This window comes from Candidatus Phytoplasma fabacearum (assembly GCF_030586805.1).
Taxonomy (GTDB): Bacteria; Bacillota_I; Bacilli_A; order Acholeplasmatales; family Acholeplasmataceae; genus Phytoplasma; species Phytoplasma fabacearum.
The window spans coordinates 130,173-146,186 of record NZ_JAOSIM010000001.1 but is presented as its reverse complement, the minus strand read 5'-3'; the positions used below and the strand labels follow the sequence as shown (position 1 = coordinate 146,186).

The 16,014-nt window shown below is 26.2% G+C and carries 14 protein-coding genes and 1 tRNA gene; all 15 read right to left on the bottom strand.

From position 1 onward, the window contains the following. Positions 1-145: 145 nt before the first annotated feature. Positions 146-229: transfer RNA gene (locus tag OC705_RS00625), tRNA-Tyr, on the bottom strand. A gap of 239 nt (positions 230-468) precedes the next feature. Continuing rightward, a complete protein-coding gene (locus tag OC705_RS00620) occupies positions 469-2,067 on the bottom strand; it encodes a YidC/Oxa1 family membrane protein insertase (RefSeq protein ID WP_304512484.1) in 1,599 nt (532 codons plus the stop codon). An 85-nt stretch (positions 2,068-2,152) separates the two neighbouring features. Then, complete coding sequence (locus tag OC705_RS00615; protein ID WP_304512483.1) at positions 2,153-2,296, bottom strand: hypothetical protein; 144 nt, start codon at positions 2,294-2,296, stop codon at positions 2,153-2,155. Between the two features lie 535 nt (positions 2,297-2,831). Further along, complete coding sequence (rnpA, locus tag OC705_RS00610; RefSeq protein WP_304512482.1) at positions 2,832-3,116, bottom strand: ribonuclease P protein component; 285 nt, start codon at positions 3,114-3,116, stop codon at positions 2,832-2,834. Between the two features lie 67 nt (positions 3,117-3,183). Further along, on the bottom strand, positions 3,184-3,318 hold the full coding sequence (gene rpmH / locus OC705_RS00605; RefSeq protein WP_304512481.1) for a 50S ribosomal protein L34: 135 nt from the start codon (positions 3,316-3,318) through the stop codon (positions 3,184-3,186). A 163-nt stretch (positions 3,319-3,481) separates the two neighbouring features. Continuing rightward, a complete protein-coding gene (locus tag OC705_RS00600; RefSeq protein WP_304512480.1) occupies positions 3,482-4,543 on the bottom strand; it encodes a M42 family metallopeptidase in 1,062 nt (353 codons plus the stop codon). A 39-nt stretch (positions 4,544-4,582) separates the two neighbouring features. Further along, a complete protein-coding gene (locus OC705_RS00595; protein ID WP_304512479.1) occupies positions 4,583-5,167 on the bottom strand; it encodes a hypothetical protein in 585 nt (194 codons plus the stop codon). Between the two features lie 48 nt (positions 5,168-5,215). After that, positions 5,216-5,914, bottom strand: coding sequence for a 50S ribosomal protein L20 (gene rplT / locus OC705_RS00590; RefSeq protein WP_304512478.1), 699 nt, complete (start codon positions 5,912-5,914; stop codon positions 5,216-5,218). A gap of 35 nt (positions 5,915-5,949) precedes the next feature. Then, entirely contained in the window at positions 5,950-6,138 is a 189-nt protein-coding gene (rpmI, locus tag OC705_RS00585) for a 50S ribosomal protein L35 (protein WP_304512486.1), read from the bottom strand. A gap of 78 nt (positions 6,139-6,216) precedes the next feature. Beyond that, entirely contained in the window at positions 6,217-6,729 is a 513-nt protein-coding gene (infC, locus tag OC705_RS00580) for a translation initiation factor IF-3 (protein ID WP_304512485.1), read from the bottom strand. Positions 6,730-7,347: 618 nt separating this feature from the next. Beyond that, positions 7,348-8,553, bottom strand: coding sequence for an elongation factor Tu (gene tuf / locus OC705_RS00575; protein ID WP_304512477.1), 1,206 nt, complete (start codon positions 8,551-8,553; stop codon positions 7,348-7,350). A 90-nt stretch (positions 8,554-8,643) separates the two neighbouring features. Beyond that, complete coding sequence (gene fusA / locus OC705_RS00570; protein ID WP_304512476.1) at positions 8,644-10,710, bottom strand: elongation factor G; 2,067 nt, start codon at positions 10,708-10,710, stop codon at positions 8,644-8,646. A 38-nt stretch (positions 10,711-10,748) separates the two neighbouring features. After that, positions 10,749-11,219 (bottom strand): 30S ribosomal protein S7, encoded by a 471-nt coding sequence (gene rpsG, locus OC705_RS00565; RefSeq protein WP_304512475.1) that lies wholly within the window; start codon positions 11,217-11,219, stop codon positions 10,749-10,751. 40 nt (positions 11,220-11,259) lie between these two features. Next, positions 11,260-11,664, bottom strand: coding sequence for a 30S ribosomal protein S12 (gene rpsL, locus OC705_RS00560; RefSeq protein ID WP_304512474.1), 405 nt, complete (start codon positions 11,662-11,664; stop codon positions 11,260-11,262). Between the two features lie 213 nt (positions 11,665-11,877). Beyond that, entirely contained in the window at positions 11,878-16,011 is a 4,134-nt protein-coding gene (gene rpoC / locus OC705_RS00555; protein WP_304512473.1) for a DNA-directed RNA polymerase subunit beta', read from the bottom strand. Between the last annotated feature and the right edge of the window lie 3 nt (positions 16,012-16,014).

Here is a 16,014-nt window from a genome sequence, read left to right as displayed (position 1 = left end):
TTCGTAATAAATCTCATTTAAATAAATAGTATTTATTTAAATATCGTTAATATTTAATAATTTTATATAATATATAGAATATTATAATAAATAATAAAATATCATCTTCAGTTTTCAAAGAAGTAGTAATAAAAATAAACTAATATGGTGGAGGGAGACGGATTCGAACCGCCGTACCTTTCGGAACAGTTTTACAGACTGCTGCGTTTAGCCACTTCGCTATCCCTCCGTTTAAACATAATTAATTATAAATTATTTTATATTTTTTTTGGTCTAAAAAAACTTACTAATTGATTTTAACATAATTTAACGATAAAAATATATATTTTTTTTTTTTTTATAAAAAAATTTAAAAATAAAATTATTTTTGATATTAAAAAATATTATTTTAATCCCTGACTTTTATTATACAAAAAAAGATTAATCTTTGATGAATAATCAGGAATTATTAAATATTATAAATATTTTTTAATATTTTTTTAATTTTTGCATTTTTCTGGATATAATTTTTTTATTAATAAGTGTTTGCAAAATAGTATAAGAATTTCCTATAATCCAATATAAAGATAACATAGAATCACGAAAAGATAAAAACATCATAAATAAAATCATTATATAACTAACAAAATTCATTAGTTTTTCTGGCCTGATCGTATTAAATTCATTCGGAACTGATAAAACATTTTTATTTTTTATAGTTTCGGAATTATTCATTATTAATTTATTTAAAATAAACATACTAAAACCTGTTATTAAAGTTAGTGATATAGAAAAAAATAAATTATCATTGTTATTTTCTAATTGTAAATTTATTATACCTAAAAAAGGTTTTTTATTATAAACTTTAAAAATACCACCAGGAATACGAAAACGACGTAAAACACGGAACATAGCCAAAAACAAAAACATTTGACAAAAAGAAATTAATAAACTAGAAAACATATTTAAATTATACTTTTTATAAACTCGCATAATCTCTAAATGCATTCTTTTTATTTCCATAGGATTATTAGATAAAGAATATTTTGCTTGAATTTTATCAATTTCTGGTTGTGCCAAATTCATATTAAAAGCGAAATTATTAGTTTTAGTATAAATAGGCCATGATAAAGTTCTAATTAAAATAGTAGTTAATACAATTCCTAACCCTAAATTACCTACTACAAAACCATCTAATCCGTAAGATCCTATAGAAGAAAAAAAATTTAATAAAGAAGCTATAAAAATAATTAAAAAATTCCAAATATAACCGAAACCTAAAAATTTACTCCACTCTAATTTTGAAGGCCATTGAATAGGTAAATCTTCTTGATCATTTACAAAAATCTTTAAACCTAATTGTTGATTATCAGAAATATTATTTTTTAAAATAAAAAAATTTAATGTTTTGTTTTTGGAATTGGAATTCGAATATTTCTGACGAATAATATTATTATAATTTAGATTAGATATTTCTTTATTATCTTTAAAATCTTTATAAATGTTAAATTTTAATAAATCATTTGGTGTAATTGAACTGATTCTATTGGTTTTAAGTTCAATATTTTTTATAGATAACATTTCAAAATCTTTTTCTTGAGCAAAACGATTTAAAAAATAACTTCTATTAATTCCTGTTATCACTGTAAAAAATTTTTTTAATATAATAATTTTCTTTTCTAAAGAGATATTAAAATTATTAAAACTAAAATAATATTCTAGTCCTAAACATATTTTATTTATTGTTTCCTGTAATTGTTTTTTTACATAATCATTCCAATTTTTATTATCTAATAAATACCATTTTAAATTACCATTATCTTCGAGTTCGCAAACAAAAATATCTAAAAATTTCTGACATTCATATAAATCAAAATTTTTTAGTTCAAGTAATTTATTAAATAATTTATCGTCTGAAATATCGCTATTATTTTCTTTCTTTATAAAAACTTTTAAATCAATAATATTAGGTTCATCATTAATTTTTGTATCACTAAAAAATAAACCTCTAATACTGATAGTTATCAACAAACAAAATAAAAAAATAATTACAAATCTTTTTAAAAAAATAAATTTATCATCACTCATATATACAATAAATATCCTTATCAGGAACTTATAAGACGAGATTTTCTCAATAAAACTGACAATTTTACAGATAAATCGACAAAGTTCAATTTTTTTGCTGTCGGTTTAATAATAATAAATATGGATAGATTATTTGCGTTTTATTAATAGGATTTGTTTTTCTATTAACTATTACAAATAGCCCCCATCCAAACCGGACAAGCAAGTTTCCAAGCATCCGGCTTTCCATAATTTATCAATAAACAATAAATTACTGACTTCTTTCGCCCTATCAAGGTCGTTAACCTTGTTCCAGGGAGGACGATTCTCTTTATCATTCCAGATCAAGTTTTACTCCTCCGACTACTAAGAAGTCGCTTTATCCTTGGGCCTAATGACTTTAAACTCATTATTAGTTAATTTAATAACTGACCTTTAGGATTCTCCAAGTTACGCTAAATATCTACCTTGATTCCTTAGGCGAAGTAACCATTTTATTAATGGTGAGATTCCAGGTTTGTTAATTGATAAACTATCCAATACTTTTTATCTATATTGATAGATTCCGGACTACTCGATTACAGTAGTTTGCGAAGTAGGTTTCATTATTACATCTGCTTATCTTCTTAGGCCATTTCAGGCTTATCCTTAGAACCATTTGGTGGCGGTATCTTCTTGACTAACTACTTCGTCGCAATCCGCTTTTAAGAACTGCTGTAATTCCTGAGAGTTTCCTTTTCAAAAACCGTTCTTAGCCTTACAGTGTTTATCGCACTGGTGATTGGTCAAATCACACGATATTTAGGCCTCTTTGGCGCCCTAAAAAAAACATTAGGTTTTAAAACTGAAGAATAATTATAAATGATTGCTCTTATACGACGTTTAATTAAATTTCTCTCATGAGACTTCCCATATCTTTTGTTAATACTTAAAGCAAATTTAAAATTCAAAGTTTTAGCATAATGGATATAATATATTTTAAAAAAATAATTAGCTACACTTTTATTATCATTTTGGAAAATTAAATTAATTTCTTTATTTTTACTTAAAATAAATTTTTTTTTCATCATAATATTTTTTTAATTTGATTCATTAGAATATTATAAAAAAATAACAATTTTAATTTTATTCATAATATTAAACTGTTAATTGATAACGCCCTTTGAATCTTCTATTAGATAAAAGACGGCGTCCACTAGAATTAGACATTCGTTTCAAAAAGCCATGTGTCCTTTTTCGTTTAATTTTACTAGGTTGATAAGTTCTTTTCATTTTTTTAATATCTTTCCTTTTGAATATTTTAAATTTTATTAACAACTAAAATAAAACAATAGAAATTACTAATATTAATTACACCAAACAATAAAATAAGCTAAATAACTAAATTATAATTTTTTTTTAAATTTAATAATCATTATCATTAATTTGACTTAAATTAACTAAACAAAATTTCTTGAACTTGTTTTTGATCTAATTTTTGTATTAATAAAGTTAATAAATTAATGGTATTTTTAATATCTTGTTGATGAACGATAGAAGCATGAGAATGTATATAACGAGTAGGTACCGAAATTACTAAAGCTGCAGCTCCTATATGACGTGTATGCATAGCAGCAGCATCTGTAGTCCCACCTTCCGGAGCAGCTTCTTGAAAAGGAATATTATTGTCTCGGGCTACTTTTAATACAAATTCCCTTAAAGATGTATGAGCCACTAATCCGTGATCATAACAAGATATTTGCGGACCTTTTCCTAAATAACTAATAGATGTGTTTTGATTACCCGGAACATCATTAGCAACACAAACATCTACCGCTATAGCAATCTCAGGTTTTACCTTATTAGCACTAGTAATAGCTCCTCTTAAACCTACTTCTTCTTGAACTGTAAAAGCTCCTATAAATTGATTAGGATTATTTTGTAATTTTTCTAATACTTCAGTAACAATTAAAACTCCAACCCGATTATCTATTGCTTTTGCCAAAATAAAATCTTCGCTACCTAAAGTACGACATTCCAAATAAGGAGTAATCATATTTCCGATAGTAACTCCTAATTTTTGAGCCGCTTCTTTAGTTGAAACACCTATATCTAAAAATAAATTCTTAATACTTGGATTTTGATTACGTTCATTAACACTCAAAGAATGCGGGGGTTTAGCACCGGTAACACCCCAAACAATACCTTTATTAGTATGAATCTGCCAAAGTTGAGCTAACATAACTGTAGGTAACCAACCGCCTATAGTTTGAAATTTAATGAAGCCGTTGTCTGTAATTTCAGTAACCATTAAACCGATTTCATCCATATGACCAGCTAACATAATTTTTGGACCATTTTTTCCTTTATAAGCTATCAGACTACCTAAATTATCATATTCTATTTTATCTACTAAAGAAATAACATTCTTTTGGAGATAATTAGTAATCTGTTTTTCTTGTCCAGAAATACCATTTAACATAGTTAATTCTTTCATTTTAAGGAATAAATCTGACATGTTTAATTTTTCTCTCCTTTTTAAAAAAATTAAATTTTTTTAATTATTTTTAACAATTTTTTTATTATAACTGGAAATTTGCTTAATAACAATGAATAAATAGAATAAAAATAAAAAACCAAAAAAAATAGAAAAAATTCTTAAAATTATATAAGAAAAATCAATATTTTTTCCTAATAAAAAACAACTTATGCCAAAAGTTACTAAATAACCATTCAAACTCCAAATATTAATTTTATTATTCTGCCATCCAAATAAATGCAAAGAAATAAAACAATGAATCATTAAAATATAACTAATAATATTACTTAAAGTGAGAATTTTTTGTACAAAAGAATTAGTAATTAAAAAAGACATAAATAAACTAATAGAAACAGTTAATAAAAAAAATGTTTCTATTAAAAAGAAAAACTTTTTTAATCCTGAATTTTTTTTAAAATTTACAAATACAAAATAATAATTAAACAATAACAATAAAATTCCTAATAAAATATCACTTATTCTAATCCCTTTTATAGAAAAATATTTAGGTTCAAAACATGCTAAAGAACTTAATAAAAATAAAATAGTTATAAAAATATTTAAGATAATTTTTTTAAAAGTTATTTTTTTAATTTCATACATATTTTGTAATCCTCTTTAAACAAATTTATAATTAAATTTTTAGTTTATTTACAATTTCGCCAATAATAAATCAATTAATTCAGCTTTTTTTAACTTAGAAACTTTGTTAATATTATGTTGTTTAGCTAACTTACGTAAATTTAATAAATTCATTTTTTGTAAAGACGATAAGTTTATTGTAAATCCATTATCTAAAGAAATATCTGATTTTTTTTGTTTTATATCCTCAATATTATCCGTTAAAGAATGTTGAATAATAGTATCCGGACAATCTTTGTTAATAGATTGCGAATTTAAAGAATCAAAATCTGAATTTAAATCAGATTCTAAAATATCTTTTGAATCTGATGTAGATTTAGAAATATGTTTTGTTAATTTGTTTTTCTGAAAATCAAGAAAACTTTTTTGAGACATTTCAATATAAAATTTAAACATTTCAGGCTTATTAATAATTAAATTAGCCAAAATTTTACGATTTACATCAACACCAGCTAATTTTAAACCATATATAAAAGAGGAATAATTCATACCATTTTCTGAACATCCAGCATTAATACGACGAATCCATAAAGAACGCCAATCTCTTTTATTTCTTTTACGACCAACATAAGCATATTGCCATGAACGCATCACTTGTTCATGAGCAGTTTTATAAATGGTACTTTTAGAACCTACATAACCTTTAGCTAATTTTAATATTTTTTTACGACGTCTACGTCGAGCTGGCACTAAATTTACTTTAACCATGACTATTCTTCTTTCCTTAGATTTATATCAATTTGCTAAATTAAATTTTTAATACGCTTTAAATCTGAAGAATCTACATAAGTAAATCCTCTTAATTGTCTATTTTGTTTAGTAGTTTTAGAACCGGCTAAATGATTTTTAAAAGCATGTTTGCGTAACCATTTACCAGTTTCAGTAATTTTGATACGTTTTTTTAAACCTTTATGTGTTTTTTTTTTCAAAATCAATTACCATTATTTCTTTCTATTTTTTTAAAACAAAAACTAAATGCATCGCGACATCCAAATAACCTAATAATAAAATTAATTAGATTTCAAAGGAATTAACAAAGAATTAATTTGATTTCCTTCTATTTTAGGAGGAATATCAACCTTTGATACTAAACTTAAAGCTGATATAATTTTTTTAAAAATGTCATTACCAATACTAGGATTTATAACCATTCTACCTGGTAAAAACATATTAATTTTCACTTTATGTCCATTTTTTAAGAAATCCTCAGCTTTTTTAATTTTAACATATAAATCATTATCTTGGATACGAGGACTTAAGCAAATAGTTTTAATATTCATTTGATTATGTTGTTTTTTTCGATTTTGTTTAATTTTTTTTTGTTGTTCATAATAAAATTTAGAATAATTAACTAAACGTACTACTTTAGGATTGGAATGAGCATTGATCAAGACAAAATCTTCATTTTTCTGTTCAGCTAAATCAAATATTTGTTCTTTTTGAAAAATACCTAATTGTTTTCCTTGGTTATCAATAACCAAATATTCTCCAGCAGGAACTTTTTCATTATATAAAAAACTAATTTTTACATTTTCTTTTTTATTTTTTTTATGTTTAATAATGTGTGTAACTCCTTTTTTGAACTATATTTATAATTTTAACGAAAAAATTAAAATTATTTAAAATAACCTTAATTATTATATATTAATACAATTAAAATATACAAAACCACTTTAAAATAAAAATCAATTGTACTATATTTTATCAACAATAAAATATTATAATAACTAGAAAAAATTAACAAACAATCAAAATCTTATATCTTTAAAATAAATTTAAATAAATTTATTACTTAATTATCTTACTAATTTTAATCTAGGTAAAATTATAAACTTTAAAGATAGATAATTCAACAATAAAACGAAAAAATTATTATTTATTAATAATATATAATCCGATAATTATCAATTTTTCATTGTATTTTTAATAATATTATTATTTATGTTTTTATCTAATAATAATAAAATCTAAAATAATTTTATAAATTTAAGAAAAATTAAATTGATTAAATCGCAAATAAATGTATAAGCTAAATATAAAAAATTATAATTTTATGATATCAAGAATAAAAAATTTTAATACGATTAAAATACAAAAAAAGACTATAAAATAGTCTTCTTTCGTAATTAATTAACTTTAAATTAATTCGGTAAAATTTCAATAATTTTTCCCGAACCAATAGTTTTACCACCTTCACGGAAAGCAAAAGATGTACCCACCTCTAATGCTACAGGTTTAATCAAATCTACTTTAATAGTAACATTATCACCTGGCATCGCAAAAGCAACATCTTTTTCTAGTAAAGTAATAATACCTGTTACATTAGCAGTTCTAAAGAAAAATTGAGGTCTATAATTAGTTCGGAAAGATTTTTTACGACCACCTTCTTCTTCAGTCAAAATATAAACTTCTGCTTTAAATTGAGAATAAACTTTTAAAGAATTAGGTTTCACTATTACCTGACCTTTTTTAATATCGCTATGTTTAATACCGCGTAATAAAATAGCAGCATTATCCCCAGCTTGAATTTGAGTTTTAGATTTTTTAAAAATTTCTAAACCTATTGCAACAGTAGAAGTATCTTTATCCAAACCAAGAATTTCAATTTCGTCACCTAAAGATAATGTTCCTCTTTCTACTCGACCAGAAGCGGTAGTACCACGACCTGTAATAGAATATATATCTTCGATAGGCATTAAAAAAGGTTTATCAATGTCACGCAAAGGAAGAGGTAATTTATCCAACTCCGCTACTAAATCTGCAATTTTTGATACATAATTTTCGTCACCATCTAAAGCTTTTAAAGCGGAACCTTGAATAATAGGTATTTCTGAACCATTATAACCATTTTTAGTTAAAATTTCGCGTATTTCATGCTCTACTAAAGGTATTAAATCAGGAATAGCTGTATCACATTTATTTAAAAAAACTATTAAATTTGGGACACCAACGTGTTTAGCTAATAAAATATGTTCACGAGTTTGAGGTTGAGGACCATCGGCAGCTGAAACCACTAAAATAGCAGCATCCATTTGAGCTGCTCCAGTAATCATATTTTTAATATAATCTTTATGACCAGGACAATCAATATGAGCATAATTACGAGTATCACTTTCATACTCTAAATGATGAGCATTAATAGTAATACCACGTCTTTGTTCTTCAACAGTTTTATCTAAAGTTTGAATATCTTTACGAAATTTAGCTAAATTTTTAGCAGCTAAATAATTATTAATAGCTAAACTTAAAGTACTTTTACCATGATCTACATGACCAAGTGTTCCTACATTTAAATGAGGTTTAATAACTTGTGATTCTTCTTTATTGTTTATTTTTGCTTTTGACATTTTATTTTCTCCATTTAAATATTTTTTTACCAAAATAATTCTTAATTATTATAATGTCAGAAATATTAACAAAATTGTATTTAACTAATTTTATTTATTACGTGATTCAATAATTTTATTAGCAATATGTTCAGGAGATTTTTCATATTTAAAAAATTCCATAGAGAAATTTGCTCTTCCCTGAGTATTAGAACGCAAACTACTAGAATACTTAAACATTTCTGCTAAAGGCACAAAAGCTTGAATTTTCATAACCATACCTTCATTTTCTTGTTTTTCTAAACGACCTCGACGAGAAACTAAATCTCCTATAACATTACCAATGTATTCATGAGGAGTAATTAACTCTAATTTCATAATAGGCTCTAAAATAACAACTAATTTACTATTACGCAATTTACGCAAGGCTGCAGCTGCAGCAGATTTAAAAGCAAATTCAGAAGAGTCAACTTCATGGAAAGCGCCACTAAATAAAGTAGCTTTAATATCGGTTAAAGGATAACCAGCAATTATACCACTAGATAAAGATTCCTGCAAACCTTTAGATACAGCTGGAATATAATTTTGCGGAATAGCACCGTATTTAACATTATTAACGAATTCAAAACCTTTTCCAGGATTAGGTTCAAATAAAATTTGAACATAACCATACTGACCGCGCCCCCCTGTTTGATGTTTACATTCGCCATCCACTTCTATAGAACTAATTAAAGTTTCTCGATAAGCAACTTGAGGCTCAGAAACTTTTACTTGAATTTGAAATTCTCTTTTTAAACGCTCCATTAAAACATCTAAATGTAAATCGCCCATTCCAGCAGCAATCATTTGTTTTGATTCCGGATCTACAGTAAATTTAAAAGTTGGATCTTCTTGAGTAAAACCGAACAAAGCAGAACTAATTTTTTCCTGTTCCTTCGCTAAAACAGGTTCTACTGCAACTTGTAAAACTGGTTCAGGAAAACTCATTTTTTCTAACAAAATAAAATCATTTCCGTATGTCAAAGTATCACCTGTAATAGTATTTTTCAAACCAATTACAGCTACAATATCACCAGCATAAGCTTCTTTAATATCTTGCCGAGAATTAGCATGCATTAGTAATAAACGCGAAGCACGTTCTGTAATATTTTTATTATTATTTTTTATATAAGAACCAGCTTTTAGACAACCTGAATAAATACGTACAAAAGTTAAACGTCCAAAAGAATCTGTCATAACTTTAAAAGCTAATGCAATAAAAGATTCTTTAAAATTAATTTTACGAACAATAGGTTGTTCATTTTTATCATAACCATTAATATTTGGCAAATCTAAAGGCGAAGGTAAAAAATCTACTAAAGCATTTAATAAAGGCACAATACCTTTATTTTTTAAAGCTGAACCACATAAAACTGGAAAAAAATTAACTTCTAAAGTGGCTTTGCGAAGTGCTTTTTTTATTAAAGAAATAGAAATAGGTTTATTTTCTAAAAGATTATTTAATAATTCATCATTTAAAGAAGCTAATTTATCTATTAATATTTGTCTTTTGGAATTAACAAGTTCTTTTAGTTCTTCAGGGATAGAAATTAATTGATTTTCTCGATCAGGATTAGAAGAATATTCCCAAGCTTTCATTTCTATTAAATCAACAAAACCGCGAAAATTATTTTCTACACCAATAGGCCATTGAATAGCGTAAGCAAATACATTTAACCTTTTTTCTAAACTAGCAATAGCATTTTCAAAATTAGCTCCTAATTTATCAATTTTATTAACAAAAACAATTCGAGGAACTTTATAATAAGTTGCTTGACGCCAAACAGTTTCTGTTTGTGGTTCGACTCCGGCTTGAGCATCTATAACTACCACACCACCATCCAAAACACGTAAAGAACGATTAACTTCTGAAGAAAAATCTATATGTCCTGGAGTATCGATAATATTTATTTTACAATTATTCCAAAAAACAGTAGTAGCGGCTGATGTTATAGTAATGCCTCTTTCTTTTTCTTGATCCATCCAATCCATTTGCGATAAACCTTCATGAGTTTCTTTAGCTACACGAATTTTTCCAGTATAAAATAAAATCCTTTCAGTGGTAGTGGTTTTTCCTGCATCTATATGAGCCATAATACCAATATTACGTATTTTATCTAATTCTAATTCAATTCCCATGTTGCCTCCTTTAAGTTGAAAATATTAAACGCACTTTTTTACCAACGATAATGAGCAAAACTTCTATTAGCTTCAGACATACGATGAATTTCATCACGCTTTTTAACTGCTAATCCCGTTCCGGAAGCAGCAGAAATAATTTCTTGAGCAAGTTTTTCTTTCATACTTTTTTCATTGCGTTTACGTGCTCCCATAATTAACCATTTTAAACCTAAAGAATAACGTCTTTCAACCGAAACTTCTAAAGGAACTTGATACTTTTGACTACCAATAGTTCGTGTACGTAATTCTACTAAAGGCATAATATGATTAAAAGCTTCATTAAGAACTTCTATTGGTTCTTTTTTTGTTAATATTTTAACTTGGGATAAACAGTTATATACTATAGAGCAAGCAATATCTTTTTTTCCATCCTTCATAAGTTTATTAATAACTCTGGTTACTAAAACAGAATTGTAAACAGGATCTAAAGGCAATGTTCTTTTTTTAAAACTTTTTTTACGAGACATAAGTTTATACACCTTAATTTATTTGAATTTTAATAAATTCTTATTTTTTCGCACCATATCGAGAACGACCTTGTTTCCGATTAGCTACTCCGGCAGTATCAAGAACTCCTCGAATAACTTGATAACGAACTCCAGGCAAATCTTTAACACGACCACCTCTTATTAATACAAGACTGTGCTCTTGTAAATTATGACCTATACCAGGAATATAAGCTGTCACTTCTTGGCGATTTGACAAACGAACTCTAGCTACTTTTCTTAAAGCAGAATTAGGTTTTTTAGGAGTAGTAGTATATACTTTTAAACAAACTCCAGATTTTTGAGGAGAATTAATATTTTTAAATTTCTTTTTTAAAACATTAAAACGAATAGATAAAGCTGATGATTTGGTTTTAGTATTTTTTTTTACTCTTCGTTTTCTGATTAACTGAGAAATAGTAGGCATGTTTAAACAATAAAACCTTTCTTTGTTATTTTTGTAATTAGAAATATAAGACGACCTAAATTTTATCTTTTTTTTGAACAAAAGTCAATATAAACTTCATTTCATTTAAAAAAGATTATTTAAAACATTTAATAATAGCAAATATCTCAAAAATCAAAAATATATACTCAAATTTAATTGAATGATTATAATTTTAATAATTGTTTTTAATAATTATTTATTTTTATCTTCTTCTTTTAATGGATATTCAAATAAAGAATGATTTAAAATTCCAGTTCCGGCAGGTATTAAACCACCTAAAATAACATTTTCCTTTAAACCTAATAAAAAATCTTTTTGACCTTTAATTGTAGCATCAATCAAAATTTTAGTAGTTTCTTGAAAAGATGCGGCAGATAATAAAGAATCACTTTTTAAAGAAGATCTTGTAATACCAAAAACTATAGGTCGACCAGCCGCTAATTTTTTATTTTGTTGAATTAATTGCATATTTATTTTCTTAAATTCTTTTATAGAAACTTCAGATCCCGGTAATAAATTACTGTCGCCTTCGGAAATAACTAAAATTTGTTTAAACATTTGACGAATAATAATTTCAATATGTTTATCACTAATATACACACTTTGAGATTGATATACCTGTTGTACTTCTTCTAAAATATATTTTTGAGTAGTTACTACAGAACTAATACGCAATAATTCTCTTAAATCTATCGAACCAGAAGTTAAACGTTGTCCGGCTTTTACAGCCATACCATCATTCACTAAAATATCTACATTAGAATCTACAGTATAAAGATATTCTTGTTGAGGATTAATCGCTGAAACTATAACAATATCTGATGAATAAAGATTACTAGATTTAATTTCTTTAACTATACCATCATATTCACTTATTAAAGCTTTACCTTTAGGTTTACGAGCTTCAAATAATTCTTGAATACGGGGTAATCCTTGGGTAATATCGGAAACTGATAAAACCCCTCCTGTGTGAAATGTTCTCATAGTTAACTGAGTACCAGGTTCACCAATAGATTGAGCAGCGATAATACCAACAGCTTCTCCAATCTCAACCGCTTTATTAGTAGCTAAATTCAAACCATAACATTTAGCACAAATACCATAATCAGAATTACATGTTAAAACACTTCTAATTTTAACCGATAAAATTCCTGTTTTAACAATATTTTCCGCTATTTCACGAGTAATTAATTCGCCAAAGTTAACTATAACTTGTTTATTCGAAGGATCTATAATGCTTTGCGCTATATAACGACCAAATAAACGTTGTTGTAAAGAAATAATCTCTTTACCATCTTGCTCCAAAGAAGTTACATAAACACCTTTATCACTGCCGCAATCATGTGACATAATAATCACATCTTGAGCAACATCAACTAAACGACGAGTTAAATATCCGGATTCAGCCGTTTTTAAAGCTGTATCAGTAGACACCTTTCTAGCTCCATGAGTTGAAATAAAAAATTCATGCACATTCAAACCTTCTTTGAAAGAAGATTTAACAGGGATTTCTAATTGATTATTAGTAGGACTATGCATTAAACCTCTCATACCGGATAACTGTGCGAAATTAGAAACATTACCACGAGCACCACTATCGCTTATCATAAATAAATGATTATCTTGATTAAATTCTTGCATTAAACCTTCTTGAATAACATTACGAACGTTTTTCCATTCTTGAATAATTAAACTTTTTTTTTCACTAGTAGTTAAAAATCCTTTATCATGCCATTGTTCAATATCTGTAATTTTATTTTCTACTTGAGCTATTAATTCAGATTTTTTAGAATAAACATTAATATCTGCATGGGAAATAGTTACTCCCGACATAGTTGAATATTTAAAACCTAAATTTTTAATATCATCTAACATTTTTGATGTTTCCGAAATATTACTTCTTTTAAAAACTCGATCAATGATAAGGGACAAAAAACGTTTTTTAAAAGGTTCAGGAGTAGGAATATTATGCAAATATTCCATCAAATTAACACCTTTAGGTATAAAATAAACATCTGGAGTTTTTATTTCTAAATTAAATATGGTTGGTTCTTGTAAATAAGGAAAATCATTAGGCAAAATACTATTAAAAATTAATTTACCTAATGTAGTAACTAAATATTTATTTTTTTGTTCATCATTAAAATAAGAAGAAATATTAGAGGAGCGCACTAAAATACGAGTATGCAAAGCTATTTGTTTATTATAAAAAGCTAATTCAGCTTCTTGTAGATCATTAAAAACTTTTCCTTCATTACGATGTTTATACTGATGTTGTTGGTTTCTAAAATCAGCATTGTAACCTTTTATAATGCGTTTACGTGTTTCTTCGATAGTCAAATAATAATTACCTAACACCATATCTTGAGAAGGAGATAAAACTGGACTACCATTTTTAGGATCTAATATATTATAAGAAGATAACATCAATAAACGAGCTTCAGCTTGAGCTTCTACAGAAAGAGGAACATAAACGGCCATTTGATCTCCATCAAAATCCGCATTAAAAGCTAAAGTAACTAAAGGATGTAATCTGATAGCTTTGCCGTCGATTAATTTCACTTGAAAACCTTGTAATCCTTGACGATGTAAAGTAGGTGCTCTATTTAACAAAACAGGATGTTCTTGAACAACTTCTTCTAATAATTTCCACACATGTTCATTCATTTTTTCATATAAAATATTAGCACTTTTTTTATCAATACCTTTAGATTCTTGTAATTTATTTAATACAAACGGTTTAAACAAAACAATAGCCATTTGTCGCGGAATACCGCATTGATGTAATTTTAAATCAGGTCCTACAATAATAACGGAACGACCAGAATAATCTACCCTCTTTCCTAATAAATTTTGACGAAAACGTCCTTGTTTGCCTCTTAACATTTCCGATAAAGATTTTAAAGGTTTATTACGTTCGATATTAGAAGTACTTTTTTTACTAGATTTAGCATTATCAAATAAAGCGTCTACAGCTTCTTGTAACATTCTTTTTTCATTTTTAATAATCAATCTAGGAGCATTTTGTTTCAATTGTCTTTTTAAACGATTATTACGATTTAAAATCCTACGATATAAATCATTAATGTCAGCGGAAGCAAAACGTACACCTTGTTCGAGAGCAACTATAGGCCTTAAACTAGGAGGAATAACATTAATAGCCTCTAAAACAATCCATTCTGGTTTATTATCGGATTGATAAAAAGATTCCATTAATTCTAATCTTTTAACAATCAAATCTCTTTTTTGTTTGGATGCTTGTTTTAATTCTAATCTCAATAACTGAATAGTTTCTTCCATATTCAATTCTTTTAACATAGTTTTAACAGCTTCAGCGCCAGTTAAAGCCACAAAATTATTATCACAACGTTCCAAATATTGACCATATTCTAACTCAGATATAATACTATATTTAGTTAAATCGCTATTACCAGGATTAATAACTATATATGATACATAATAAACGATTTCTGCTAATTCTTTAGCTTTCATACCTAATAAAATAGCCAAACGGCTAGGCAAACTATTTAAAAACCATGTATGAACTACAGGAGCAGCTAAATCAATATGACCCATTCTTTCACGTCTAACTAGTTGTTCTGTAATTTCTACACCACATTTAGAACAAATTTGACCTTTTTTTAAAGTTTGTTTTTTAGAACATATACATTGCAAATCTTGAACAGGACCAAAAATAATAGGACAAAATAATCCTCCTTTTTCCGGTTTAGCTGTACGATAATTAATAGTTTCATAATTTACAACTTCACCATAAGATTTTTGACGAATTTCATGAGGAGAAGATAAACGAATTTTAAAATAATCGTATTCTCGATTATTATTATTTGAAAAAATAGCTTTATCAATTATCCATGAAGATGCAGATTCGTGTTCATTATTCTCGTGTTTCCAAATAATATTATCTGTATCAGAAACAGAATTATCAATTGTCTGATGAAAAGTATTTTTTAAACCATTATATAAATTTAAAAAATTCATCAAAAGATCCTGATAAGCAGGATTATAACTAAATAAATTAAGCAAAACATCTTTATCAGTCTCTAATAAAGATAAACAATTGAAAATATTATTTTGACATAAAATATTTAAAATCTCTTGATTTAGATTTAAATTACTTAAAGATTCAGGAAGACCATACTTTCTCAAAATAACTACAAATTCTCGAAAAGATTCTTCGTTTAATGAAGCAACTAATTCATTCAAATGATAATTATTAATATCATTTAAATTATTAATACCTATAGATTTTAAATTTTTCAAAGTTCTTTTAGTTAAAGCAAAATCTTCAATTTTCATATTTAACATAAT

Excerpts from the sequence above, each read along its gene's own strand:
- OC705_RS00620 (WP_304512484.1), bottom strand. The coding sequence starts at position 2,067 with ATGAGTGATGATAAATTTATTTTTTTAAAAAGATTTGTAATTATTTTT.
- OC705_RS00615 (WP_304512483.1), bottom strand. The coding sequence starts at position 2,296 with ATGGAAAGCCGGATGCTTGGAAACTTGCTTGTCCGGTTTGGATGGGGG.
- rnpA (WP_304512482.1), bottom strand. The coding sequence starts at position 3,116 with ATGATGAAAAAAAAATTTATTTTAAGTAAAAATAAAGAAATTAATTTA.
- rpmH (WP_304512481.1), bottom strand. The coding sequence starts at position 3,318 with ATGAAAAGAACTTATCAACCTAGTAAAATTAAACGAAAAAGGACACAT.
- OC705_RS00600 (WP_304512480.1), bottom strand. The coding sequence starts at position 4,543 with ATGTCAGATTTATTCCTTAAAATGAAAGAATTAACTATGTTAAATGGT.
- OC705_RS00595 (WP_304512479.1), bottom strand. The coding sequence starts at position 5,167 with ATGTATGAAATTAAAAAAATAACTTTTAAAAAAATTATCTTAAATATT.
- rplT (WP_304512478.1), bottom strand. The coding sequence starts at position 5,914 with ATGGTTAAAGTAAATTTAGTGCCAGCTCGACGTAGACGTCGTAAAAAA.
- tuf (WP_304512477.1), bottom strand. The coding sequence starts at position 8,553 with ATGTCAAAAGCAAAAATAAACAATAAAGAAGAATCACAAGTTATTAAA.
- fusA (WP_304512476.1), bottom strand. The coding sequence starts at position 10,710 with ATGGGAATTGAATTAGAATTAGATAAAATACGTAATATTGGTATTATG.
- rpsG (WP_304512475.1), bottom strand. The coding sequence starts at position 11,219 with ATGTCTCGTAAAAAAAGTTTTAAAAAAAGAACATTGCCTTTAGATCCT.
- rpsL (WP_304512474.1), bottom strand. The coding sequence starts at position 11,664 with ATGCCTACTATTTCTCAGTTAATCAGAAAACGAAGAGTAAAAAAAAAT.
- rpoC (WP_304512473.1), bottom strand. The coding sequence starts at position 16,011 with ATGTTAAATATGAAAATTGAAGATTTTGCTTTAACTAAAAGAACTTTG.